The organism is Wolbachia endosymbiont (group A) of Hylaeus communis, from assembly GCF_947251915.1.
Lineage (GTDB): Bacteria > Pseudomonadota > Alphaproteobacteria > Rickettsiales > Anaplasmataceae > Wolbachia > Wolbachia pipientis.
In genome coordinates, this window is sequence record NZ_OX366396.1 from 130,524 (window position 1) to 156,987 (window position 26,464).

Annotated in this window: 21 protein-coding genes, 1 tRNA gene and 3 pseudogenes; 11 read left to right on the forward strand and 14 right to left on the reverse strand. The window is 35.2% G+C overall.

All coding sequences use genetic code 11. The features are described 5' to 3' along the window. Positions 1 to 326 precede the first annotated feature (326 nt). Genes OPR52_RS00695 through OPR52_RS00720 form a run of 6 tightly spaced genes read right to left on the reverse strand, consistent with a single transcriptional unit; the run spans position 327 to position 6,330 of the window. A complete protein-coding gene (locus tag OPR52_RS00695; RefSeq protein WP_082941387.1) occupies positions 327 to 2,408 on the reverse strand; it encodes an AAA family ATPase in 2,082 nt (693 codons plus the stop codon). A 35-nt stretch (positions 2,409 to 2,443) separates the two neighbouring features. Further along, positions 2,444 to 3,628 (reverse strand): AAA family ATPase, encoded by a 1,185-nt coding sequence (locus tag OPR52_RS00700; RefSeq protein WP_065095311.1) that lies wholly within the window; start codon positions 3,626 to 3,628, stop codon positions 2,444 to 2,446. Then, positions 3,625 to 4,116 carry a hypothetical protein gene (locus OPR52_RS00705; protein WP_065095312.1) on the reverse strand — a complete coding sequence of 164 codons (492 nt, stop codon included), beginning with the start codon at positions 4,114 to 4,116 and terminating at the stop codon, positions 3,625 to 3,627. Before OPR52_RS00705 ends, OPR52_RS00700 begins: the two co-directional genes overlap by 4 nt. Positions 4,117 to 4,148: 32 nt before the next feature. Continuing rightward, positions 4,149 to 4,955, reverse strand: coding sequence for a helicase RepA family protein (locus OPR52_RS00710; RefSeq protein WP_265038263.1), 807 nt, complete (start codon positions 4,953 to 4,955; stop codon positions 4,149 to 4,151). A 21-nt stretch (positions 4,956 to 4,976) separates the two neighbouring features. Beyond that, the gene (locus OPR52_RS00715) at positions 4,977 to 5,789 is read right to left on the reverse strand and encodes an ATP-binding protein (protein ID WP_265038264.1); all 813 of its coding nucleotides are present in this window, start codon (positions 5,787 to 5,789) and stop codon (positions 4,977 to 4,979) included. 52 nt (positions 5,790 to 5,841) lie between these two features. Continuing rightward, entirely contained in the window at positions 5,842 to 6,330 is a 489-nt protein-coding gene (locus tag OPR52_RS00720) for a sigma-70 family RNA polymerase sigma factor (protein WP_065095315.1), read from the reverse strand. 251 nt (positions 6,331 to 6,581) lie between these two features. Here OPR52_RS00720 and OPR52_RS00725 point away from each other — a divergent pair, with 251 nt between their 5' ends. Both OPR52_RS00725 and OPR52_RS00730 read left to right on the forward strand, forming a co-directional pair. Beyond that, positions 6,582 to 7,265, forward strand: a complete 684-nt coding sequence (locus OPR52_RS00725; protein WP_065095316.1) for a hypothetical protein — start codon at positions 6,582 to 6,584, stop codon at positions 7,263 to 7,265. A 16-nt stretch (positions 7,266 to 7,281) separates the two neighbouring features. Next, positions 7,282 to 8,271, forward strand: a pseudogene (locus OPR52_RS00730) (DUF4815 domain-containing protein); the annotation flags it as partial. A gap of 24 nt (positions 8,272 to 8,295) precedes the next feature. Here OPR52_RS00730 and OPR52_RS00735 read toward each other — a convergent pair. The 3 genes from OPR52_RS00735 to OPR52_RS00745 form a co-directional block, all read right to left on the reverse strand. Next, a protein-coding gene (locus tag OPR52_RS00735; protein WP_265038265.1) for an IS5-like element ISWpi1 family transposase occupies positions 8,296 to 9,128 on the reverse strand; the annotation gives its coding sequence in 2 pieces (ribosomal slippage) (positions 8,296 to 8,759 and positions 8,759 to 9,128; 834 coding nt in all). 90 nt (positions 9,129 to 9,218) lie between these two features. After that, positions 9,219 to 10,078 (reverse strand): IS630 family transposase gene (locus tag OPR52_RS00740; protein WP_265037751.1). Its coding sequence is split into 2 segments (ribosomal slippage): positions 9,219 to 9,754 and positions 9,754 to 10,078, totalling 861 coding nucleotides; the frame shifts between segments, so codons are not numbered across the junction. Positions 10,079 to 10,111: 33 nt separating this feature from the next. Then, complete coding sequence (locus OPR52_RS00745; RefSeq protein WP_265038266.1) at positions 10,112 to 10,933, reverse strand: hypothetical protein; 822 nt, start codon at positions 10,931 to 10,933, stop codon at positions 10,112 to 10,114. A gap of 700 nt (positions 10,934 to 11,633) precedes the next feature. Here OPR52_RS00745 and OPR52_RS07805 point away from each other — a divergent pair. Then, positions 11,634 to 12,547: pseudogene (locus tag OPR52_RS07805) on the forward strand (IS110 family transposase). Positions 12,548 to 12,622: 75 nt separating this feature from the next. After that, positions 12,623 to 13,996 carry a dihydrolipoyl dehydrogenase gene (gene lpdA / locus OPR52_RS00760; RefSeq protein ID WP_044471191.1) on the forward strand — a complete coding sequence of 458 codons (1,374 nt, stop codon included), beginning with the start codon at positions 12,623 to 12,625 and terminating at the stop codon, positions 13,994 to 13,996. A gap of 5 nt (positions 13,997 to 14,001) precedes the next feature. Here the strand turns inward: lpdA and OPR52_RS00765 are convergent, their stop codons facing one another. Further along, positions 14,002 to 14,394 (reverse strand): hypothetical protein, encoded by a 393-nt coding sequence (locus OPR52_RS00765; RefSeq protein ID WP_006279962.1) that lies wholly within the window; start codon positions 14,392 to 14,394, stop codon positions 14,002 to 14,004. A gap of 69 nt (positions 14,395 to 14,463) precedes the next feature. Here OPR52_RS00765 and murG point away from each other — a divergent pair, with 69 nt between their 5' ends. Beyond that, entirely contained in the window at positions 14,464 to 15,495 is a 1,032-nt protein-coding gene (gene murG / locus OPR52_RS00770; protein WP_264722783.1) for an undecaprenyldiphospho-muramoylpentapeptide beta-N-acetylglucosaminyltransferase, read from the forward strand. Here murG and gshB read toward each other — a convergent pair. Both gshB and OPR52_RS00780 read right to left on the reverse strand, forming a co-directional pair. Beyond that, entirely contained in the window at positions 15,480 to 16,409 is a 930-nt protein-coding gene (gshB, locus tag OPR52_RS00775) for a glutathione synthase (protein WP_265038267.1), read from the reverse strand. The two genes, murG and gshB, sit on opposite strands and share 16 nt — an antisense overlap. Before the next feature lie 60 nt (positions 16,410 to 16,469). After that, positions 16,470 to 17,060: a BON domain-containing protein gene (locus OPR52_RS00780; RefSeq protein WP_236514819.1), complete on the reverse strand. Its 591-nt coding sequence runs from the start codon at positions 17,058 to 17,060 to the stop codon at positions 16,470 to 16,472. 140 nt (positions 17,061 to 17,200) lie between these two features. On the opposite strand from OPR52_RS00780, the gene OPR52_RS00785 reads away from it, so the two are divergent. The 5 genes from OPR52_RS00785 (at position 17,201) to lon (ending at position 23,159) form a co-directional block, all read left to right on the forward strand. Next, positions 17,201 to 17,282, forward strand: a tRNA-Leu gene (locus OPR52_RS00785). 158 nt (positions 17,283 to 17,440) lie between these two features. Beyond that, positions 17,441 to 18,775, forward strand: a complete 1,335-nt coding sequence (gene tig, locus OPR52_RS00790) for a trigger factor (protein ID WP_155968869.1) — start codon at positions 17,441 to 17,443, stop codon at positions 18,773 to 18,775. A gap of 11 nt (positions 18,776 to 18,786) precedes the next feature. Next, the gene (gene clpP, locus OPR52_RS00795) at positions 18,787 to 19,413 is read left to right on the forward strand and encodes an ATP-dependent Clp endopeptidase proteolytic subunit ClpP (protein ID WP_006280254.1); all 627 of its coding nucleotides are present in this window, start codon (positions 18,787 to 18,789) and stop codon (positions 19,411 to 19,413) included. After that, positions 19,413 to 20,690 carry an ATP-dependent Clp protease ATP-binding subunit ClpX gene (gene clpX / locus OPR52_RS00800; protein ID WP_006279985.1) on the forward strand — a complete coding sequence of 426 codons (1,278 nt, stop codon included), beginning with the start codon at positions 19,413 to 19,415 and terminating at the stop codon, positions 20,688 to 20,690. Before clpP ends, clpX begins: the two co-directional genes overlap by 1 nt. A 15-nt stretch (positions 20,691 to 20,705) precedes the next feature. Continuing rightward, positions 20,706 to 23,159 carry an endopeptidase La gene (gene lon, locus OPR52_RS00805; protein WP_265038268.1) on the forward strand — a complete coding sequence of 818 codons (2,454 nt, stop codon included), beginning with the start codon at positions 20,706 to 20,708 and terminating at the stop codon, positions 23,157 to 23,159. Positions 23,160 to 23,272: 113 nt separating this feature from the next. On the opposite strand, the gene OPR52_RS00810 is transcribed toward lon, so the two are convergent. Then, positions 23,273 to 23,440, reverse strand: a complete 168-nt coding sequence (locus tag OPR52_RS00810) for a hypothetical protein (RefSeq protein ID WP_265038269.1) — start codon at positions 23,438 to 23,440, stop codon at positions 23,273 to 23,275. A gap of 117 nt (positions 23,441 to 23,557) precedes the next feature. Between OPR52_RS00810 and OPR52_RS00815 the strand changes: the two are divergent. Further along, positions 23,558 to 24,390: pseudogene (locus OPR52_RS00815) on the forward strand (IS5 family transposase). A 259-nt stretch (positions 24,391 to 24,649) separates the two neighbouring features. Here OPR52_RS00815 and OPR52_RS00820 read toward each other — a convergent pair. Continuing rightward, entirely contained in the window at positions 24,650 to 25,924 is a 1,275-nt protein-coding gene (locus OPR52_RS00820) for an APC family permease (RefSeq protein ID WP_010082345.1), read from the reverse strand. Between the last annotated feature and the right edge of the window lie 540 nt (positions 25,925 to 26,464).

Here is a 26,464-nt window from a genome sequence, read left to right on the forward strand (position 1 = left end):
GCTCATTGAAATAGTATTTTCTCTCCTCTCTTTAATTCCTTAGTCCTACTATATTCAAATTTTCAGATATTTTTAAAAGGCTTGCCAGACATGTTTATATCTGTTCTATAATTATCTTTTTAGCATTTGTATTTACTTTGCTATTTTGTTGAATGGGTATTTACTTCCAAAAAATTTTTGTTTCAGACCCCTAATTCGTTTGCTATCTATAAAGAGGCTATTTGCTTCTTTAGCTTTCCTATAGATGTTATCTATAATGAAGATTGAGTAACATTATATTTTCATTACACTAATAATAATTAACATTGTATATTATCTTTCCCATATTATTTCTCAGAGTTATGTAAGACCCATACATCCCTATTTTCCACAGGTAGAGTCGCTCCATTGTTTGGTACAAGATAGTAATCTGGTTTTACCAATACATACTGATTTTCAGCAATTTTTAGCTCCATGTCTTTTACACATAGGTAACCATGCTTCGATCTTGTGTTTGATAATCCATATTCATCACACTTCTTGAAAAATTTTATATGACCTATCATTGCAAGATTACTAATTCTTTCACGAATGCTACGATCACTACCAAGTCCGAACTTTCCTTCAAAACACTTTGCAAAGCTAGCTGCAGTATATACTTCTCCTCTATACGCTTCATTAGAGATTAACTCTAAAATTATATCACATCTTCTTAGACGTTCTAAATCCAATTTAGTATTATAGCTAGACCTTACTATTCTTTCTGAATTTAATGTATCATCAGATTGTACAAACGCACCGTTATGCCAATAAAATGAAATCTTTTCTTCGTTAGATGCAGAATAATTTGACTTCTTACGGCAAAGTACTCGTTCATTACCAGAAGCATCAGCTTTATCTGGCTTTGACAAGTACCAACGAGATCTTACTGTATTATTCCACGCAGTTGAACCACCTGTACCTGTTTTACGTATTATTCCTGAATCAGAAGGATGAGCACATAATAATACAGCTCCTTTTATTACTTTCACTATTTTTCCACAACAACTTTGAATAAATTGTCTCACATGAGAGCGATTGTTTTCATTGCCACCAAATAAGTCTGCTGCTGTATCTAAAACTACTAGCTTTGGTTGAAACAATTTAATATCTTCAAGTAATTCTTCAAAGCAATGAGTTAATTTACCTATATCTTTGTTATCAAATATCATGAGTAGATTATCTTTCCACACTCTCGATAAAAAGCCAATATTATCATGAAAGTCACAGGATTCCATATCTAACTGATATAATCTATTTATAGCACACTGTCTTCGCCACAGCTCTTCTGTATCATCTTCACAAAATACACCATATGTCTTCATCTGCTCAATTTCCATTCCCAACCAAGATTTACCTGTGCTCGCTGCTGTCATTAGTTGTTGAGCAAGTAGAGACTTTCCCATACCACCATCACCGTAGAGAGCCGTAACACTTCCAATAGGAAGCCAATCTTTAACAATCCATTCTCTTTCTGGAGCAATATTAGCCCAAGCTCTGGTATCTATTCTCAACGATTTTTTTGAAGGAGCCTTTTTTGTACTAAGGATGAACTCTTTAACATTTACACCTTCTTTCACGCAATCAGCAGCGTCCCAACCCTTTGGTTTATCTTTAGGTATTTCCAAAATGCAAAGTTCTTCAACTCCAAGACAAGTAAGTTTCATAGCAGATTTTTCAGCGTATTTCTTACCTGCTTCATCATTATCTGGCCATATAATAATGTGTTTACCTTTAAGTGGAGTCCAATCTGTTTTTTCAATAGGTGCATTTGCTCCAGACATTGCTGTTGTTGCAGTTATTCCTTTCTCTATCAGCGCTTCTGCACATTTTTCTCCTTCAACAAGAATAACTTTATCGGACTTCAAAATACCTGGAATATTATAGAGTGGCCTTATCTTCGGTGCACCAAAGTCGGACTTTTTTATATCAAAAGGAAGATATCGCTTCCCATTATCATCATCGTAACGATAGATTCTAACAATAGCTTGGCCGTTTTCACCGTAATAATCCCAATATGCAGTTGGACTACTTGAAGTTTTGAAATGACCAAGCCACTCAGCTATAGAAGCCATTACTTCAGGAAACTCTATTCTTGTACTTTTTCTATTTACTCCCGCCCAAAGGTCGATAATGTCACCACCTTCTCCTGTTGCAAAATCATGCCATAGGCCAGCTTCACTACCACTTAATTCTACTACTAGACTCTTTCCTTTATCACCTTGTACATTGCCTACATAAAACTTATCACCACGAAAAGTTCCTCTTGGTAATAGATATGAAAGGCATGATCTGATATTTAACAGAAGCTGAGCTTTAAGTTGTTCTTTTTCTACTAACGGTGCATTTTTTCGTGGAGCTGCAGTATTAAAATCACAATAGATACCCATAAAATCTCCAATATATTTAAAGTTTAGAAATTTGGTTAAGCTGTGGCTATCCAGCGTCCGTTAACCATGTTTATGAATTTTGTTGGTATTGGTTTGCCGTTTTTAAGTTCGTACATCAATTGCAGAGTATTCCTTTCTGGCCTAAATATCATTACTCCAGATGTATATAAACTTCTTAAAACATTAGCACCACTCAATGCTTGAAATGGATTCTTTTTTAACGTGGTTGTTGACACTTTTTTTGTGTAATGTGTAACTATTACTCCAGCCGTAGGATTAGTTATAGAGCGTAGTTCATCAATACTATTTTGCAGAAAAGAGATCATACTCCTATAATCAAAAACAGAGTCTATTACTATAAGATCAACTGTTTTTACATCGAGATTTTCCGACATAATTTCCTTTATTTTTTCCACATTCAAAGTTAACTGTACTTTTTTAGTAATAACTAAGTTTTCTGTTCCTTCATCAAGGATTTTCTTGCTGATTCTTAGCTTCTGTAAGCGCTCTCTTATGTAATCATATTCCATTTCATTCTGTAGATAGAATATCTTAAGTGGCTTTGCAGGCTTCATACCAAGAAATGATACTCCAGCAGCTAAATGTACTAACATGGAAAGTAGAAAATTACTTTTTCCTATTTTTGGAGTTCCACCTATGACCAAAAGACCACTTGGAGTTAGAATTCTTGGGCCTATTATATCTTTTGGCATTGGTGATTTATCATTCAAGTAATGCCTTGCTGAAAACGATGTAATTTTATGTTTTGTTGTGTTTTCTTTAGTATTTAACCACTTCTTAGCGGAATTTATATCACCTTTCACTAAAGTCCAAAGATCAATGATATCACCACTAATTCCTTTAGTAAAATTATGCCAATTTCCAGCTTCTTTACCCACTATTTTAACTGTAATCATATCCCCGTCACAGTTGCCAACATAAGTCCTCTCTCGATAAAAATTACCGTTTGGAATTAGGTAAGGTACACACTCCTTAATATTATCAATCAATAATCCTTTTATTTCCTTTCTCTGCATAAAACCCCCATACATACTTTTCATACGTTTAGAGCTGAGATTAGCTAGCTCACAAACAGTTTCAAAAGACTCTGAATCAAACCATTTAATTGCTTCTTTCTTTAGCTCTAGATTTTTTCCTGCTGCATCTTTGATAGCTCTCTCAATTACAGCAATCCAGAGCTTCTCTTCGTCGTACTTCAAAATGGCAACCAATCAACTTCAGATTGTTCTGGAGTAATAACCGTAGCAATCTTGTTCTTTTCTCCATACCGATCAGCTTCAATGCCAACTTTTGCAGTAAACTCTACCCCGTTAAAGTCAGCTATAGAGTTGACTTTTCTAGCAATAGCTGCTTTTTCTGAAGTGTCATTTGAATGAATGTTCCGTGCTGACTCCAAAATACTTCTAAGCATAGAACGACCAGATTCTCCCCAAGTATCTTCTCCTTCAACTCTTGCTTTGCCACTTTTAATACCAATTACTTGAAAAATCTTGCGTTTTGCATATGGACCTTCAGTGACAGTAAATTCAACGTTTAAATAGATGCTGCCAGTAGTGTAGCTTTTCGTGAACCAATTTTCATAACCTCCTGGTTTAATTGCCATTTTTACCTTGACTATTGTACCTTTTGGTATTAAATTACTCTGTAATTTTGCAGTATTAAAATCAGTTAAAAAATCTGTTAGCATATTGTTCCCTATAAATTAAGTAAAAAAAAGAATCAACTCCATTGGTCTACAAGTTTCCAACGACCATTTATCTTATCGACAAGCTTGCTTGCCACACGTTCACCATTTCGCAGCTCAAACACTATTTGACGGGTAGTGCTTTCTTCATCATGAGCAAACATCACCATGCCAGTGCTATAAAATCCACGTAAAGATCCAGCACCGCTTAGGCCTTGAAATGGATCTTCTTCCAGCATCTTTTTGGATAGTTTTTTTGTGTGGTGGGTAAGGATTATACCTGCATCTGGATTAATAATGTTCCTCAGTCTTTCAAGCGTTTTTTGCAAAAAGAATAGCATAGCGCTGTTGTCATTTTCATTACCATATTCACTTGAGTTAAAAATGTTACGAAGAGGATCAATTGCAATAATATCAGGTTTGAAACGCTCTTTAACGGTGCTTTTGATCTCATCTATTTCTTCACTGCTGAAAGATAATTGCACTCTTGGCGTGATAATTAAGTTATTGGCAGCTATATCCAAAAGTTCTTGGTCGAATGTCAGTTGCTGTAAACGCTCTTTCATGTATTCATACTCAATTTCAGTTTGCATGTAGAAAATTTTCAAAGGTCTATTTGGTGTCATGCCAAGAAATGATCTACCAGCAGCCATGTGGACAAGCCAAGAGATCAAAAAGTCACTCTTGCCAATTTTAGGTGGGCCACCTAGTACTAACAAACCTCTTTTAGTTAGAATTCTAGGGGAAATTATATCTTCTGGTATTGGCGATTGATCATTCAAGTATTCTTTCACACTGAAAAAGGGAATTTTTTGACCGATATTGAAAAAGCTTTGTTCCATAATAATTTCTCCAATTTTTAATTAAATAATAGAAGCCAAGGTTTTGGCTTTAATTTTCGCAAGTAATTTACCTAAATGCGGTTCTTCAACCATATTCAGGCAGCCACTGCGATCTTTAGCAGGGTATCCCCAAGTATTAATAGTCTGACAGATAAATGAACGTACTTCTGTGCCATTATCTTTCTTAATTCCAACCATGCTGATTACCTCATCAACAATACCTGGAATCTCACTAGCAGTTTTAGCTCCTTCACATTGAGGTAGCCAAGTTGGACGATTGCAGTCATCGAGATATTGACCTAATGTGCCAACTATGATGATGTCTTTATCTCTGATATGTTGAAACTGATTGAGCCAAGCCATCATCTCTTGAGCAAGTAACCCATAAGCAGCTCTTTTGTCTTCTTTTCCCGATCTATCAGAAAAACACTCAGGTTGCATCCTTGCCCATAAAAGACATAAACGTGAAGCAACGGTTATACTATCTACAAAGATGCATCGGTATTTAGAAGTCTCAGAAAGAAGATCTTTATACTTGCCAGATACATGTTCATGGTGTTTTTGACTGTATGCTTGGTCAGATTTCAGCGCAGGGTTTGGACCACCAATTAGGCAGGCAATATCCCGAGCTTGATTCCAAGTACGAACACTAATTGAATCTCCCTGCCAATTTTGAACAGCAAGCAGACCTGCTTCAAAGTCAAGACATAGTGTTGGTTCACTTATAGTCTTTAAGAGGCTGGTTTTACCAATACCGTAAGGACCAAAAATTACTACTTTTATGCCTGTAGTTGTTTTCAATCTTTCATTATTGTTTAAAATTTTAAAAGTCATTTATTCACCTCAATGGTATATGTTATATATTCAGGAAAGGTAGAATTTATGTTCAATTTTTCTTTTTGCTCTTGTAGTAGATGGAAGAGAGTTTTATACGTATTTTTCTTACCATAGTATTTAAAGTAGTTCTTGATATGTTGTTCATCTTAGCAACTTCATATAAGTTAAAGTACTTGAGTTGTTCGCATATCTTTTGCATCTTTCTTGGTAGCGTTGAAATCATGTAATCTACATCAGTACGTTTTGCTACTTCATCTTCAAAAGCTTCTGTTTTCTCAATATTGACGTAGTTATTAATGTTGCGTTTAATACATAGTTGTTTCTCCAATAAGTTATTGGCACGACGTTCAGTTAATCTTGCTACAAAAGTGTTAAAGCTACCTTTACTTTCATCATATCTATCAAGATAAGTCCAAATTTCACAGAAAAGTTCTTGCTCAAGATCTTCATGAGTTTCATGAGCAAAGCATTCAAAAAGTTTTAATCTCTTAGCTTGATACCGTATATTTTGAACAACTATGGCAGTTTTTAGTTTCATAACTTTTCCCTAAAACAATTAATGCTTTAAGGATGAGAACTTATAGGTGCACTTTGTAGGACAGGAGCAAAAATAAATAATACAGATGCAATTTTTAACCTATTGATATTCTATTGTTTTTTTTCGAGAATAATACAGTTCGATTTTTAAATAATACTGCAACAAAAAATTAGGCAAAAATTCATTTTTTTTGGACAAAAATTTTCCAAATCCTGAATATATATTATATAAGCCTTTCAAACTCATCACAGGTGTCAATTCTTACACAATCAGGAAGAGCAGCAATAGCAGCCAGCATAAAAGAGCAAGTTATACATCTTGCTTGGGGAACAGGTGATTCAAGCTCTGGAAGTAGCCATCAGGTCGAAAAAGTTTTTGTTGAGGGTGAAATAGCTCTAGATCACCACACTATTAAAGATGTAAGGGTTTTTACAGGACAAACAACTTATCAGTCAAGTATAGATTATATAGTTGATAGCAGTAGTGGTGTAATAAAACGTACGGAAAATAGCTCTATCAGGGCAAATAGTGCAGTTACTGTAGAATATAGTGAAAGCACACCACCAGAGCTGATAACTTCTGAAAAACTGCTCAATGAGCTTGGCAGACGTACTGCGAACGAAGTGCTCTTCTGCACAGGTGATGAGAATGGAGAGCTTGTTACTCCCTCCGGAAGGTTTAGGCCCTCAAATGTACCAACTAATAATCTCTATCTTAAATTTACTTTCGATTTCACGGACGCAGCAAATCAAGTTATCAGGGAACTTGGGGTTATGGTTGGTACTAAAGTAAAAAAAGGATTACCTACAGGACAGAGATATTTTGAGCCAAAAGACATTGAAGATTCAGGAATTTTGTTGGTACTTGAACATACGGTACCACTTATTCGAACTGCAGCAACTCGGGAAACTTTTTCCTTTGTTGTAACTTTTTGAATTTTTCTAGCATTAAATGACTTTAAACGCCTATTATAACCGCTTTAATCCTGACAAAGAATATGAGAAAAGCTTATTTCTTGCTGGAAGAGGTCTACAGTCTGCAGAATTAAATGAGACTCAGGAGTATGCTCTTTCTAAGCTTAAAGGCATAGGAGATGCAATATTTCGTGATGGTGATGTGATAACGGGAAGCAATTGTATTATAGATAGAGAAACTGGTAAAGTTACGCTTGAATCAGGAAAAATCTATCTGCGCGGTGCAGTTAGAAAAGTTGAAAAAGAAGAATTTGTTATTCCACTGAGTACCACAGTTCGCATAGGTGTTTATTATGTAGAATCTACGATTACAGAACTTGAGGATGAAAACCTTCGTGATCCTGCTATTGGTACAAGAAACTATCAGGAAGTAGGAGCTGCAAGGCTTAGAGCTACTATCACTTGGGGTTATCAAGCAGAAGGTCTTTCTCCACGTTTTTCTGAAGGAGAGTTTTATCCAATCTATAACATTGAAAATGGAGTATTAATAGAACATTCACCACCTCCACAAGCAAACATAGTAACTACTGCTCTTGCTCGTTATGACAAAGAGGCAAATGGTTCCTACGTCGTAAATGGTCTTGAAGTAATGTTCCTGCAAAAGGAAGAGGGAGAAGGAGGAAAAAAAATATTTGTGATTAATGAGGGCAAAGCTCATGTTGATGGCTATGAGATTGAACTTCCTCACAGTATTCGTGTTTCTTTTGATGAAGATCCGGATATAAAATCAGTTGAATCAGAACCACATACTTTTCAGCCAAATAGCCAAAGAGTAATGGAACTGAAGGTTAATGATTTTCCAATAAGTGAAATCAAAAAAGTAGATATAACCGTTCAAAAAACCATTACCATTACTCACGGTTCATACTCAGGAGCTGTTGATCCAATACCTGACTCTGCGGTACTTGAGATTATTCAAATTAAACAAGGCAATGTTATTTATGAAAATAGTATAGACTATAAGTTAGAGGTTGTCCGGAAACAAGTAAATTCAAGCATATTCCCTCTTTAACATAACCCTACTCATAGCTAGGTATATGAAATTCTCAGTGGATGTTGTGAGTAAAGCATACTCCTTCGATAGCCTTCTATTCCTATTAACCCAAGCAAAAGTCCTTTCTACAACCCATCTTCTTGGCTGTACTTTAAACCCTTGTTCTCTTGTTGGTAGTAGCTCAGGTGGCGTATCTTTGTGCACCCAAAATCTACATGGAGGCCTTTTAACAATTTCAATATCTATGTCATATTCTTCCTTTATGTGATTCTTTAAATTTCTTCCTTGGTATCCCATGTCAGCCCACATTTTTTTAACTTTAGTATATTTTGTTCTCATATTGTTTAATGCTATTTTAATACCATCTCTATCATTTTCGTTAGCAGCGCCTACGTAACAACCTAGTATAAAACCCTGAGTGTCTGTAATTATATGCCTTTTTCTACCCTTTACTTTTTTACTTCCATCATAGCCTTTGATCCCCCCTTTTCTGTAGTCTTTACAGATTGACTATCTACTATACAGGCACTCGGCTGCTCATTCCTTCCTATTTTTCTTCTACTATATTTTGTAATTTCATAATTCATTTTCTCAAAAATTCCCTGCTTCTTCCATTGCCTGAACTGCTCATACACAGTCTTCCATAGCGGAAAATCATTTGGTAAATACCGCCATTGACACCCTGTACGCAATACATAGAAAATTGCTTCTAATATTTCTCTTTTGCTATACTTTGGCGGCCTTCCTCCTTTCTTGTATGATACTCTGAAGTGTTTTTCTATTCTTGCCCATTCCCTTTCGCTTAGATCTGTTGGATACTTTTTTCTCATCTTTACCCCGTACTAAAATTTCAGATATTATAGCCTTTTACTTGTTTCCGGACAACCTCTTATAGCATTTCTCATAATAGTCCGAACAGGTCATAGGAAGGCAGAATCAACAGCACGACGAAAGGATTCGAATAGAGGAATGTTTTTCCTGGCTCTGTTTTTTATAGCAAACCAATGATGCTCAATTTTGTTGAAATCTGGAGAATAAGGCGGCAGATACAAAATTTCTGCACCAACCCCTTTAGCAAGCTCGATAATCTTATCAGACTTATGAAAAGTAGCATTGTCAAGAATGACAGTCTGTCCAGGTTCCAAGATCGGTGTCAAAAATTGCTCAAACCATCCATTAAAAACATCCATATTACAGTGGCCTTCAAAGGTTAACGGAACAACTATCTTTCTTCCACTTAAGGCTGCAACCATACTGATTCGTTGAGTTTTCTTTCCAGATTTTAAGGCATAAAACCGCTGTCCTTTCTGGCAATATCCGTAGGGGTAGTCTTCGGTGTTATCAATGCCAGACTCATCTATATACACTAAGTTTTTAGGTTCTTTTGTCGCTATAATTTTCAAAAATTCAGCACGTTTTTCTTCGTTTCTTTCCTTGTATCCATATGTCTTTTTTTGCGCGTAAATTCAATTTTTTTAAGGGCTCGATAGATCGTTTGGATACTAACGTTGTTCCAAAGTTTAGCCATTTCCGATAGAGTCTTTCCTCCGTGTTCTCTGGCAAATTTGGCAAAGGTATCCCAGTCGGTAATTTTGTGATTGTAACCCCCATTTCCAAGTTTTTTTGATTGAAAGTCTCCTGTTTCTTTTCTTCTTTGCTGCCACTCCCATAAAGTAGTTCGTCCAATCTTAAATCTTGCTGCCACTGTTTCTCTGCTTTCTCCTTCGTCTAGCGCTTCCATTGCTTTTTTTCTTAAATCATAACTATATGCTGCTGGCATTCAACCTCCTTATCATCATCTACCCTTATCCTATCACATCCGGACTTTTATGGAAAGAGCTATACTACCAGTTGTGTCCTTATATTTAAATTGAAACATCCATCCACGGTCTTTATATTCATCTACACCCATCTGCTTGCAAATAGCTTTATAATTTTTTTCTTCTACCTCTCGTCCAACAACATTTGCTATGAGTTCAGTATCCAGAATATTCAAAGTTCGGACTGTTGCTGATGGTGAAAAACGTAATTGAAATATGTGACCTAGCTCATGACCTAGAACAAAATCCATGGCACTTTGCTTATATGTCAGAATATTCTGATAATCTGTTACTCCTCGTGTAATATATCCTGGACCACCGTCTTCATCTATGCCGAGAAGATTGTTATACTTTATATAATCGCTTCTATTATTGAAAATGTAAACCTTTATATCTTTAATTATGCTACTATCTTTGAAGCAAAACTTTTCTTTAAATGCCCCATAGGCAGTTTTAATGTCTGTTTCTATTTGGTTTTGTTCCTGCTCAGATAAGTTGTCGTATTTTATAGTACAATTTATATACCCGTATTTAACGGTAAAGCTGTTAGACAAAATATCATGTATATTTGTGGAAAAATAATTGAACTGCTTTGACTCGGCTTCCTTATACAATTGATGCCCATATTTATCACTAGAATACTTTGGTAGTTTAGGTACTTTGGCAATTAAGTTTTTGTTACTATCAAAAAAAGAAATGTCTGTATTACCAATTTCACAATTTTGTATAGATTGCCCGCAAGTGCCATCATTTGCACAATCGTGATGATTTGGGTCAGTCTTCTTATAAAACCATGCATTAGTGTATTTTCCCATTTTGATATCTCACTACCAAACCTTACTATATTATTATCTTGGTAAAAATCATAATAATTCGTTAACTTGTATTTTAAATCTGTATCAAATGTGCTTTTCTCGTAAGGTATCAATTGTGAAGTAATTAACTTTATTTGTTTAAAATTTTGCTAAAATAGCTCTTTTTATACTATGTTTTATATAGCTAAACTGACTTAGATTTACTGACAATTTGAAAAACAAAAATTCGTCATTCCGCTACTATAGTATTTTCTAAAACGAATGATAAACATCTAAAATGGTATTACCAACTAAAAGGTGTAAGTCTGTACATTGATGCATTAGAGGTCTGAGGCGACTTTTGATGGTGTGCCAACAATGCTCTATCGGATTTAGATCTTACTATTACCCACAAATATAAATGTTTGTTGCATAGCTCTTAATGGCATAACTTTTGCTTGAAATAACTGTTTATATGGTGCAATTTACAGCTTTTAGTTGCTAAAATTATAACTCTTAGTTTAATAATTTTAATCTAATAAGCTTTCAGGTTAATAAAATTAAATTATTTGAATAAATACAATACTATGTTTTTATTTGTGGGTAATAGTAAGGCTTAAAGCAAAATGTAGTACGAACGGTAGGTGGATCTAAAAGATCGAATTACAATCCTGTATACAGCATTTTGCATTATTGTTTGATGATATTTATAGGTACAAAAATGGCTAGAATAATTTTCATGGGAGTAGATGTTTCCAAGGAAGCATTGGACATCTCAATTAATGGCAAGCATAAGCGCATAGCAAACGTGAGTGATGCTATATCTAAGTTTATAGAAACAAATATAGTCGATTTACCCATCAAGTTATGTGTAAACTGGTGGCTATGAAAAGCTCATCATAAAATTGTTGCAAGATAACTGTCCATAAAGCTCATCCGAATCGGGTATATGCATTTGCCAAAGCTTGCAATCATTTTGCAAAAACTGACAAGTTAGATGCTAAATTACTGGAAAAATACGCTGAATTTGTCAGTAAAGACGGTGAAGTAAAAGGATGTGTAATTTCAAAAAAGCAAGAGGAATTAAAGGAGCTGGGGGCAGTTGAGCGTAATTTAAATGATGCAATTCATGCAAACAAGTGTCGCCTGCAAAGTGCGACGGGAAAAGCTAGAGAATACATAGAAAGACAGATAGGGTTTGCTGAAAAACAATTGAAAGAAATTAGGCAAGACATAGAAGACGCAATAGCTGAATTGAAAGGAAAAAATGAGCTTTTAATCAGCTATAAAGGTATTGGATCAAAGACGGCGAGCGTTCTACTGACAGAGGTGCCTGAGCTTGGTAGATTAGAGAATAGAGAAATTGCATGCTTAGTTGGAGTTGCACCTAAAACTAGTGAAAGTGGAAGAAAAGTTGGCAAAGCTCAAATCAAAGGAGGCAGGTTTTATGCAAGGAAAGCACTATACATGTCAGCTTTTGTTGCTATGCGCCACAACAGAAAAATGAAAGCGTTTTATCAGCGTTTGGTTGATTCTGGCAAAGCTGCTAAGGTTGCATTAGTTGCTGTCATGAGAAAAATTATCGTTTGTTTAAATGCCATGATAAAAAATAACAACTTTTATCTTGACTCTTAAGACGGTAGATGACAGACCATTGATTGTATGGGTTCCATCTGTTATATATAATCTTTTTGAATACGAAGAAAACTGATGAATGAGTATGATATTACGGTTATAGGTAGCGGTCCTGGTGGTTATATAGCGGCAATTAGGGCGGCACAGCTTGGGTTTAAAACTGCAATTGTGGAAAAAGAAAAAAATTTAGGCGGTATATGCTTAAATTGGGGATGTATACCAACAAAATCACTGCTTAGAGCATCTGAGGTTTATAGGCTAATAAAAAGATCAAAAGAGTTTGGTATAGAAGTAAAGGGAGCGAATTTTGATATACAATCAATAGTGAAATACTCAAGAAACGTTGTTGATAAATTGTCAAGCGGTGTTGCATATTTGATGAAAAAAAATAATATCAAAGTTCATCAAGGTTTTGGTAAACTTGCAGGCAATGGTACTATAAAAGTTGCTGGCGATAAGGAAGAACAAGAAATTGTTTCCAAGCATATCATTTTAGCAACAGGCGTGAGAGCACGGAATCTGCCTGGAATAGAGGCAGATGGAGATTTAATATGGAATGCGCAGCACGCTATGACTCCAGAGAGATTACCAAAATCGCTACTAATTATAGGGTCTGGTGCAATTGGAATAGAATTTGCAAGTTTTTATAGTACTTTGGGGGTTGATGTAACAATCATAGAGATAAAGAGCACTATTTTGCCGCTGGAGGATAAGGACATTTCAGATTTAGCACAAGAAATATTCACAAAACAGGGGATAGAAATATATACAAGCAGTAGCGTAAAAGCTCTTACTAAAAGTAAAGACTCTGCTCAAGTGCTACTAAGTAGTGGTGAGAGCAAAGAATTTGAGAGGGTGATTGTTGCGGTTGGAATTCAAGCAAATATTGAAAATATAGGTTTAGAAAATACAAAAATTAAATTAAGCCCTTCTGGCTTTATTGAAACGAATGAATGGTATGAAACTAGTGAATCAAATGTGTATGCAATAGGTGATGTAGCTGGCCCACCATGTTTAGCACATAAAGCGAGCCATGAAGCCGTGATCTGCATTGAAAAGATTGCTGGTAAAAATGCTCATGCGTTAAAAAAAGAATGCATACCAAATTGCACTTATTCTCATCCACAAATAGCGAGCATCGGCCTTACTGAGGAACAGGCAATAAAAGGTGGGTATGATATAAAAATAGGAAAATTTCACTCTAACTTTAATGGTAAGTCTGTTGCACTCAGTGAAACTGAAGGGTTAGTGAAAACGATTATAGATAAAAAAACCGGAGAAATTCTGGGTAGCCACATGATAGGTGCAGAAGTAACGGAGTTAATTAGCAATTTTGCTCTTGCAAAGCAACTAGAAGGAACAGACTTCGACATAAAATCTACGATTTTTCCTCATCCAACCATTTCAGAGATGATACATGAATCAGTGCTTGCTGCAGATGTTAAATAGTTGAACTAACGTTCCATCGTTTTAGAGTTGTCAATGTCTTGAGTAGTAGTTTGATTAGGCACTTTAGTTTCAATAGATTGATTACCACCAGCATCAGAATTCTGTAACTCTTCTTTCAATCCCTTAGCTGCTTCTTTAACTTCAAGCTTTGCCTTTGGATGAAGATCTTCTGGGCCTTTTCCTTTAGTATCCAAACCTTGTTGTAGATTAGTGCTTTTCATTTTATTATGCTGCTCGTGCTCAGGTAGGTCAACGACCGAATTGAAAAGAATTTTTATTATATTTTTTAGCAGTTCTAAAAAACCTCCGCTTCTGCCTTCTCTTTGTTCTTGAGGTTTATTTTTCTCATTAGGTTCTTTTTTACTATTACTTTTAGGCATTTTTAACTCAACTATCATAACGCTTAATAAAATTCTACGTGCAAATTGTTAAATAACAGTTAACAATCTAGGATTTATTATTTACAGATGGATATTATTTTAGCAACAGGTGGCACAGGTGGGCATATCTTTCCGGCCATAGCTTTAGCAAAAGCACTAAAGACACAAGGATACAATTGCATATTATTCACTGATAAAAAAACAAATAAAAATACCGACATAGAAAGCTACACCTTACCATTACGTAGACCAAGCAGCAACAAATTTAAGTTTTTCCTTTTCTTGATATACAGCTCTATGTTAGCACTGTATCAAGTAAGAAAATTAAAACCAAAATCGGTCATTGGTTTTGGTAGCTATGCTTCTTTTCCAACTCTTCTTGCAGCAAGAGTTCTTTCTATACCTATAATTTTACATGAACAAAACACAGTTTTAGGGAGAGTAAATAGATTCTTTTTCAAGAGTGCAAAATTAATTGCAACCAGCTTTCCGGAGACTAAATATGCAGAGGGCAATAAATGTATTTTTACAGGAAATTTTGTTGATATAAAAGCACAGAGCCATTCTAGCACTGAGAAAATCCTAAATATATTGGTCATAGCAGGCAGCCAAGGTGCAAATTTTTTTGATGATGTAGTAAGCAGCGTAATTTGTGATTTACCTATTAAAATGAAAAAGAAAATTAGAGTGACGCAGCAATGTACGAAGAAAAATGTAAACAAGGTCAAAAGTCTATACAAAAGTGAAAAGATCGATTGTGAATTGAGTGAATTTTTTGATGATATGGAGAATAGACTGGCCAATGCTCACTTGGTAATTAGCAGAGCAGGAGCAACTTCAATAGCGGAGATCACTCTTGCTAGGCGTTCTGCTATATATATTCCTTACCCTTACTCAAAAGATAATCACCAATTTTATAACGCAAAATATATTGAAAACTCGAGAGCAGCTATAATAGTTGAGCAGAATAGTGAAGCAAAAAAAAATCTAACAGAGGTACTATTTGATCTATTAAATAATTCTCAAAAATTGCGTGATATGACCAATAGTACAGAAAAAACAGGGATAAAGAATGGGACTACTGAGTTTGTTAAGGTGATTGTTCACAGGTTTAGTTGATGGCTGCTTGCTTTTTCTTCAAACACGTCCCAAAGATCCTTTTCTAGCGATATATTATACAATTTATTGATATAAACTACTCCCGTGGGTGAAGTTGTGTTAATTTCGAGCAGGAAGTCATCTATAATATCAATACCAACAAATATTAGCCCTCTTTTCTTTAATTCAGGACCAATTTTGTTACATATTTCATTGTTTCTATCGTTCATTTGAGCGGGCTCAAAACTTGCTCCAAGTCGCATGTTTGTTCTGATCTCTCCACTGATTTTTGGAATTCGTTTCATTACACCAATTGGTTGGCCATAAAGTAGCAATATTCTTTTATCTTTATCTATGTTTTTACAAAATGATTGTGCAATCACAGGGCATTCGTATTTTGCTATCATGAGATCCACTACTACTTGAATACTATTCTCATCTTGTATTCTTATCACATCGTTTCCTCCATAACTATACAATGGCTTCAGAATAATATCTTGATAGTTGTAGTAGAAATCTCTAATCATTGATATATTTTCAGTAATCAAAGTTGGCGGAATTAGCTCTGGAAATAATGAAGTTATCAATTTTTCAGGACAATTTCTTATTTCTGTTGGATTGTTCATTACCAATGCGCTGGTTTTTTCTAAGATATATGTTGTTGTAATATAACGCATATCAAAGGGTGGATCCTGTCTGATAAATATGATGTCCATTTCATTCAAGTTGATTGCTACATCCTCTTTAGAGATAAAACTAAAATCATCAACGCTGACTTTCTGAGCCAGAGCAATTGGATGGTTTAGCTTTAGTGCTAAATTGTTAGGAGCATAGACAAAAACTTCGTGCTTCCTCCTTTGTGCTTCCTTTATTAGCACGAATGTAGTGTCAGTTTCAAAATTTATATTTTCATCCATCTGAAAGGCAATTTTCATTTATGTTCTCTACCTATTGTCACAACTGTACAAATGTTATAATTTGAAAGCGATTTTTGCCTAATGGCGTAACTTACTGTACCTGTATCGTACATAACTTACAACTTGTTTTACTCCCTTTACTTTTCTTGCAATTGCTATTACAGCTTTTAATTCCGCTTTATTTTGGGCTATACCCATCAAATAAACAACTCTATCAACCGTATTAACGCTATAATTAATTGACTTAATATTTCTTTTTCCCAGGAGTCTTGTTCTTATTTCCGCTGTTATCATGCCATCTACAGTGGTGTCTAGCATGGAAGCCATTTGAATTGGTATTACTCTTATTTCATTTATCACTTCTTTAATTTCTTTTTGCTGCCAAGCTATTTTTTCTGCTGTAAGTTGTTTTTCAGGAGTGTCAACACTTCCAATGAGCAATACTCTTCCTTCACTTACTTTAACCTTTATGGATGAAAATAGCCCATGTTTTAAGAGCCCCTTATTAATTCTGATGACCATAGTCGTATCATCAATGATATTTCCCAAGGATTTGTCCTGCATTGTTATTGCTGTCGCTGTAGCCACCACACCACCTATTATAAGGGTTGTGCAACCACTTTGTGTAATCAAAAAAATTGCGAGTAAGAAGCTTGTTATTAATCTCATTATTGATTTTCATGGTTTAGAGCTTTCATTAAGAAATGTTAATAAGCTTTTTTGATTGTGTAAATACCATAAATTAAGTAAGACTTTAAACCTTGAATATTTTTAATGGAATACCTATAATAGGGTACTGAAAATTTCTTGCGGATATGGCGGAATTGGTAGACGTGCCAGGTTTAGGTCCTGGTGAGCTTGCTCGTGGGGGTTCAAGTCCCTCTATCCGCACTTTAAAGTCATGTAACTTAGGTTTTAAGGGAAAATTTATAATCACTAAATACACTTTTGTTTGTGTAAAAACCTGTTCTTAAGGATTGTGTTTAACTTAAATTCTGGTAAAATGACTCTATTAAGATATGAATTAAAATGTTAATAAATGAATTATGATGTCTAATAATATACCTCAAAATACAGTCGAAGTAAGTAGCGTATATACCTACAAAGAGCTTAGTATAGATAAACTAAAGTATGAGTATGAAATCACAGTTGGTAGTGATTATATAAAACAAAAGGTAAATTCCAGGTTGCAAGAGATAGCAGAAAATGCAAAATCACCTGGATTTAGGGCTGGAAAGATGCCCTATGACCTTGTTGTTGCAAATTATAAAAACGAGGCTTTGGAATATGTGATAAATAATACAATTGATTATTGCTCAAGTGATTTGATGAAAAAAATTGAAGTCAAGTCTCACATTTATCCTAAGGTTGATGTTATATCATTACCAGATCTGGGCAAAGAAAATGAGGAGGGCAATTTTGTATACAAGCTATCTTTTGAGTCGATGCCTGAAGTACCGATGATAGATCTTGACAAAATAAACTTAAAGAAAATTGAAGCAAAGATTGAAGAGGAAGATATAAAAGAATTTATTGATTCTATCAAAACAAAGTTCCCCAATTTTGCCTCTGTTGATGATGCTTCTTATCAAGCGAAAGATGGGGATAAATTGATAATTGATTTTGAAGGGAGGATTAGGAATAAGCTCTTTCAAGGTGGAAGTAGCAAAGATTTTGCCGTTAATTTAGGGTCTGGCACATTTATTAATGGTTTTGAAGATCAATTAACTGGTATGAAAAAGGGAGAAACAAAGAACTTTAAGTTGAAATTTCCTGAAAATTACCAAGCCATTTCCCTTGCAGGACAGGAAGCTGATTTTTCTGTGCGAGTTAATGAGATTCAAATTGCCAAAGATTTTGAAAATGATGATGAAATAGCTAAGAGTATTGGGTTTAAAGATTATTCTTTGCTAATAAATCATGCAAAAAAAATGATTGGTGATCAGTGCACCGAAATGAGAAATCTCTTAATTAAAAAGGAGCTGTTTGATTATTTGGATGCTAATTATAGTTTTGATTTACCCACAGACATAGTAAAACAGGAGCAACAAAGAATGGAAGGAGAATTGGGTGCTCAAAATGATTCTCGTAAAGAAGCTGAAAAACGTGTAAAGCTTGCTATGTTATTTATGAAATTTAGTGCAGAACATAAAATATCATTAACTCAAAATGATGTTTTGAGTGTTATTGTAAATCAATATGTCAGTAAAGATGTGCAATTTGACAGAGTACTTAAGCATTTTGAATCAAATAAACAATTTCAAGAATTAGTTAGAGGGCAAGCGCTTGAGTATAAAGTGACAGATTATATAATAGAAAAAGTTAGTAAAGAAGAGCAGATTGTTTCTGTGAAAGAATTAAAGGAATTATTTGATAATATTTAATAGGAAAAGGTATGACTCTTATACCAATTGTAGTTGAACAAACTAGTCGCGGTGAGCGCGCTTATGACATATATTCAAGACTAGTGAAAGAAAGAATAATTTTTGTAACAGGTCCTATTGAAGACAATATGGCCAGTGTAATAGTAGCACAGCTTTTATTTTTAGAATCGGAAAATCCCGATAAAGACATTTGTATGTACATCAACTCACCAGGTGGTGTTGTAACTGCTGGTTTGTCGATCTACGATACAATGCAGTATATAAACCCAGACGTTTCAACTTTATGTATAGGTCAAGCTGCGTCTATGGGTTCTTTATTGCTTGCAGCTGGTACAAAAGGTAAGCGCTACTCTCTACCTCATTCAAGAATTATGATACATCAGCCATCTGGTGGTTATCATGGTCAAGCAACTGATATAGAAATACATGCTAATGAAATTTTGCGGGTTAAGAAAAAACTAAATCAAATTTATGAAAAACATACTGGAAATTCACTGAAGAAAATTGAAGGAATGATGGAAAGAGATAAATTCATGGATCCTGAAGAAGCAAGGAAAATTGGCTTAATTGACAGGGTGATAGCTGAGCGTACAGATATTGAAATTGAAAATATTAAAGTTAAACAAAAGGTGGGTTAATGGATAACAATAATGATTTACACTACTGTTCTTTTTGCAACAAGGCGCAAGATGAAGTAGATAAATTGATTACTAACTCTTCGGATGGTTTAAAGGTGTTTATTTGTAATGAGTGCATAGAATTATCCCATAAAGCAATAAGTCAAAAGAAAGATAGATCTTTTAATTCAGATCGTATATCTGATATGAAGCTATTACTAAAGAAACCTGAGGATATAAAAAACTTTCTCAGCAAGCATGTTGTAGGTCAAGAACACGCGCAACACGTTTTATCTGTAGCTATGTATAACCATTGTCAATCCATGGTACAATTTCATGCTATAAGTGATATTGAAATCGAGAAGTCAAATATAATGCTTATTGGTCCCACTGGTTCTGGTAAGACTTTGCTAGCCAAAACACTTGCTAAAGTTTCAGATGTGCCATTTGCTATGGCTGATGCGACAACTTTAACTGAGGCAGGTTATGTGGGTGATGATGTAGAAAGCGTGTTGTCGCGTTTATTACAAGCTGCAAATTATGACGTTGTAAAAGCACAGCGTGGTATAGTGTTTATAGATGAAATAGACAAGATTACAAGAAAATCTGAAAGCACTTCAATAACCCGTGACGTTTCAGGTGAAGGGGTCCAGCAAGCTCTGCTTAAGATTATGGAGGGTACAGTTGCTTATGTTCCGCCACAAGGAGGGCGAAAACACCCACAACAAGAGTTTATACAAGTGGATACTAGTAACATACTGTTTATTTGTGGAGGAGCTTTTGAAGGCCTCGATAAAATTATTGAAGCGAGAAAAAAGGGAACGTCAGTTGGCTTTGGAGCAGATATAAGTCAGTCTAAAGAGCAAAAGAAAAAGAATGCTTTACATGATGTTCAACCTGAAGATTTAATCAAATTCGGTTTAATACCCGAATTTGTAGGGCGGGTTCCAATAACTGCTGTTTTAGATGAGCTGGATCATGAAGATTTAATACATGTGTTGACAGAGCCAAGGAATGCACTAATAAAACAGTACAAAGCATTGCTTGCGTTTAGCAAAGTAAACCTTGAGTTTTCAGATGAAGCAATATCAGCTATTGCTAAAAAGGCTATAAGCTACAAAACAGGTGCAAGAATGTTACGTGCTATCTTGGAGTCACTTTTGCTTGACATTATGTATACATCTGGAAACGGAGGCTTTGAAGGTAGCACTATAGTAATCACTAAGAAAATGGTAGAATTAGGAAAAGCAACGGTTAATCATAATAACAATGGCAATGTTATAACGGTTAATGATTAATTTGAGGCATATATTATGAACATTGAACGTGCTGTAAGCTCTAGTTTTACTGCATTGCCAGTATTACCTTTAAGAGATGTAGTAATTTTTCCAAATATAATGGTGCCTTTATTCATAGGCAGAGAAAAATCTGTTAATGCACTAGAGTATGCAATAAGTAGTAGTAATCACCAAAATGAGATTTTTCTTGTAGCACAGAAAGATGGCTCTGTTGATAATCCAGAGCCTGAAGATCTTTATGAAGTAGGTGTGTTAGCAAGCATTGTACAACCGTTAATAAAATTACCTGACAATGCAGTAAAAGTTATAATCCGGGGGATAAGAAGGGGAAGAGTTGTAGAATATATTAGCTCTCATACTTTATTACAAGCCAGGGTAGAGTTAGACAGTTATTATAAAGAAGATGAAGACAATATTGACTTAGAAGCTTTAAGGCGATCTGTTGTAGACGCGTTCGATAGCTGGTGTAAGCTAAACAAGAAAAATCAGCCCGAGGTTGCCATTAACTCCATTGATCAAATCAAAGAAGTTGATCAACTTGTAGAAACGGTAGCTTCACATTTAAATATAAAAGTATCAGATAAACAAAGCATACTTGAGGCTTATGACCCAGAAGAGCGTTTAAAAAAAGCTTTTGCTTTTATTGAGAGAGAAATGAGTATTTTGAACGCACAAAACCGTTTATATAAGACAATTAAATCGCAAGTTGAAAGCACTCAGAAAGTTTACTACCTTAACGAACAATTGAAAGCTATACAGAAAGAATTAGGCGAATTTGAGAATGGTGATGAAGGGAATATACTCAATGAATTTGAAAAAAAGATAAATGAAACAAAGCTTTCTCAGGAAGCAAGAGAGAAAGCTATAACTGATTTGAAGAGATACAAGAAAATGAATCCCATTTCTCCTGAAGCTACAGTTATATCTAGTTACTTGCATTGGTTGCTTGAGTTGCCATGGGGAAAGTACAAAGATGCAAAAATTAACTTAAATGCAGCTAAGAAAATCTTAGATGAAAATCATTATGGCATAGAGAAAGTAAAAGATAGAATAATAGAATTTTTAGCGGTATTAAAAAGAGTAAAAGAGATAAAAGGTCCTATACTTTGCTTAGTTGGACCGCCAGGTGTTGGTAAAACTTCTTTAGCTAAGTCTATGGCAAGAGCAGTAGGAAGAGATTTTGTTCGCATAGCTCTTGGTGGTGTGCGTGATGAGTCTGAGATACGAGGGCATAGGAAAACTTATATTGGCTCAATGCCTGGTAAAATCATTCAACACATGAAAAAAGCTAATTCATGCAACCCGCTTTTTCTGCTTGATGAAATAGATAAGATGGGTTCTGATTCGCGTGGCGATCCTGCATCGGCATTACTTGAGGTTTTAGATACTGAGCACAATAAACACTTTACGGATCATTACTTGGAAGTTGAGTTTGATCTTTCAAGTGTAATGTTTGTAGCTACGGCAAACAGCTTAAATTTACCACATCCTTTGCGTGATAGGATGGAAATTATACAATTGTCCGGGTATACTGAAGATGAAAAAATCAGTATTGCTACACACCACCTTATTCCGAAGTTAAAGAAGGAGCATGGTTTGTATCAGAAGGAATGGGACATAACTAATGAGGCGTTATACGAGTTGATACGTTTATATACACGTGAAAGTGGTGTGCGGAGTATGGAAAGGGAGCTTGCAAAGCTCATGAGAAAGGCAGTTAAAGAAATATTGACTGATAAAAATAAGAAAATATCCGTAGGGGTTGACAATTTACAAGATTATTTAGGGGTACGTAAATATACCTTTGGCATTGCGGAAAATGAGAGTTTAGTAGGAATAGTAACTGGGCTCGCCTATACTGAAACAGGTGGTGATATTTTGATGATAGAATCAGTCCTAATTCCGGGCAAGGGAGAAATAAAATACACAGGAAAGCTTGGAGAGGTTATGCAAGAATCTATAAAAGCTGCGTATAGTTATATTCGATCAAATTGTTTGTTTTTTGGTATAAAGCCCGAAAAATTCCAAAATAATGATATACATTTACATGTACCTGAGGGTGCGGTACCAAAAGATGGCCCTTCTGCTGGCGGCGCGGTATGTACGTCTATTGTTTCTCTTATGACGAATATACCAGTTAACAAAAATGTTGCTATGACAGGCGAAGTGACATTGCGTGGTAGAGTTTTAGCTATTGGGGGCTTAAGAGAAAAATTGCTTGCAGCGCTCAGAGGATCAATCAAAACTGTGATTATACCAAGTGAAAATGAGAAAGATATGCAAGAGATTCCGGCAAGCATCAAAGAGGGGATCAACGTAGTTTTTGCTAAGAATATTGATGAAGTTATGAAAGTTGCTTTAATGCACCCTACTACTCCAATTGATGGTGATGATAATCAAAATAGTGTGCCTTCCTCTATAGAAAGTAAAGATGATACTTTTCCTATGTCGGAAACATTGAAGCATTAGATTAAAAAAATATTATCAATCTCCATTTCTCTTTTATCCGGCAAAAATCCACCAACTTGTGCATCCCATAAGGATATGACTTGCTTTGTTGTTATGTCATTCATATTTTTTACTTATTCTATCTCCCAGTTTAATTCAAGTAGATGATATATTATAATAGTCCTTTTGTTCGGTAGAAGCTGTAGCTTTACTCCTCTCGTTTGAGTTTTATTACTACAACTCCCCCTAAAGAACCGTGCTTGCAGATTTCCCGCACACGGCTCATCAATATTAGTTTTCACAGTCGTCCCTCTTATGCATATAAAGAAAAATGTATTTTTGGCTTTGGTAATGGATTTAGAGGTTGTCCGGAAACAAGTAAAAGGCTATAATATCTGAAATTTTAGTACGGGGTAAAGATGAGAAAAAAGTATCCAACAGATCTAAGCGAAAGGGAATGGGCAAGAATAGAAAAACACTTCAGAGTATCATACAAGAAAGGAGGAAGGCCGCCAAAGTATAGCAAAAGAGAAATATTAGAAGCAATTTTCTATGTATTGCGTACAGGGTGTCAATGGCGGTATTTACCAAATGATTTTCCGCTATGGAAGACTGTGTATGAGCAGTTCAGGCAATGGAAGAAGCAGGGAATTTTTGAGAAAATGAATTATGAAATTACAAAATATAGTAGAAGAAAAATAGGAAGGAATGAGCAGCCGAGTGCCTGTATAGTAGATAGTCAATCTGTAAAGACTACAGAAAAGGGGGGATCAAAGGCTATGATGGAAGTAAAAAAGTAAAGGGTAGAAAAAGGCATATAATTACAGACACTCAGGGTTTTATACTAGGTTGTTACGTAGGCGCTGCTAACGAAAATGATAGAGATGGTATTAAAATAGCATTAAACAATATGAGAACAAAATATACTAAAGTTAAAAAAATGTGGGCTGACATGGGATACCAAGGAAGAAATTTAAAGAATCACATAAAGGAAGAATATGACATAGATATTGAAATTGTTAAAAGGCCTACATGTAGATTTTGGGTGCACAAAGATACGCCACCTGAGCTACTACCAACAAGAGAACAAGGGTTTAAAGTACAGCCAAGAAGATGGGTTGTAGAAAGGACTTTTGCTTGGGTTAATAGGAATAGAAGGCTATCGAAGGAGTATGATTTACTCACAACATCCACTGAGAATTTCATATACCTAGCTATGAGTAGGGTTATGTTAAAGAGGGAATATGCTTGAATTTACTTGTTTCCGGACAACCTCTAATTGTAATTTTGTTGGATAATTTGTTTGACAGCAGAGACAGTATCTGGGATCCAGATTGGGCACTAAGTTGGTAAACACGAAAGCGATTAATCCTTTACAACGTTTTTGATGGAACTGCGCGAAAGAACTGGATGCCAGTGTCACGCACTGGCATGACACCCATTTCTTCCTATAGTTGTCTTTTCTCGTCTACCTTATTTTGCCACTCTGCTGAACAGATACATAACATTTGCTATACAGAAACTCTGCGATACCAAAATAAATAAAGAGGTACGCCACTTGCAGTGAATAAGCTTGCGATCAGCAAGGTATTCACAGAAGTTTCAAATATTACCCAGCAGCAAAAGGTTGTTGCTATACTGCCAATTAAAAATTTGTAACAACTCTTTTCTTGCACAATAACTTTGAGAAAAGCAAGACTGCATGCAAGGTAAACAAATAAAAATGAAACTACAGAAAAGTCGATAATTGATGTGATCTGCTTAGCAAAATTGTTGCTTGAAGTGAGGATTAGTAAAGTTGCAGTTCCAACTGAGCTAGTTGTTATGCCCCAGAAAGGAGAACCGTGCTTGTTTCTTTGAGCAAAAAACTGTGGCATCAGTTTATCTTTTGCAAGGCCAAGGGCCACTTGTCCACTAGCTAGTACCCAAGCGTTTAAAGTACCAACACAAAAAATGAACGCAGTTATAGAAATAATCAAGTGCCAATTGCCAGAGGCCATAATTTTTATTGCGTCAACATATGGTGCTCTTGAACTTGCTAAATCATTGCCATTTATTAATCCCATAATTGCAAGATTGTTGATAAAATACACAACAGCAACAGAGATTGTTCCAAGTACCACAGCTCTTGGTATTGTTCTAGCTGGATTATCAACTGACCCTGCAGGTGCTGTTGCCAATTCAACTCCAATAAAACCCCATAGAGTAATAAGTGTAGAACGGGCAAGAATCTGCGATGTTGTAAGATTTGATATTTCTTCACTTATGATGAAGTTATTTCTATCAAAAAAAAACAATGCTGCTATAGGTATTACAAGCAATACAGAAATTTTTATCACCGTCAATAAAAACTCAACACGTCCAGCAGTAGCTACTCCTCTAAAATTTATTAGTGTAATAATTGTAAGTAATAACATCTCTAAAAACAGATGTACGTTTTGAATATCTTCATGGAAAAATGGTGTAAGATAACCAACACCCACAACTATTACGGCTGTTGTGCTAACCCATGAGATCACCCAATACGTCCAACCAACAAAAAAAGCTGCAGCAGGGCCAAAAGCATGCTTTACATAGACGTGAGGGCCACCCGTTTCCGGAAATTTTGCGCAGAGTGAGGCAAAAACTAAAGCAAGAGATATAGCACCAAGCCCTGATATTATCCAGCTTATAAGGCTATACATGCCATATGGAGCAAGGCTAATTGGAAGCATAAAAATTCCAGAGCCAATTTGGCTGCTAATCACTAAGGCAAAAATAGCCCAAAAACCTATTTTATTTGACACAATAATTCTTATCTAAATAGATTAACAATATACCCTAAACTCAGAAATTTCAATTGATCTTTTAACATAAAAACTTGCATTTTTTCAATTTATTCCTAAAATAGATTATATTAACAGATTATTAAGAGGGGGTTATGAATCCGAGATTAAAAGCATTTTTGGTTGTTTGTAGTATTATTGCATTTTTGATTGCACTTTTGTTTCTCGTGTATTATTAAATCTTCTTGTTAACTATATCCTTGACCCGATTCTAGTTCGTCCCTTTGAAAGATTATACAAAAACTTAATTGTTGATGGTCTTTATGCCTATTTATCTACAAGCACTTCTAGCCCTGCACTAGCATTTTTGGCTACAGGTTTTATTGTTATTGCTGCGTTTATTTGCCTGAATAAAATGCTTCTTCCCTTGCAAGAGAAGATCATAAACAACTATACCTCCTTTAAAAACAACAATATTGATAGCAATAGCATGTTGTTTGAGGTTTATAAAGATCCAACAATAAAATTAAAGGACAAAATCTTATTCTTCAGTATACACTT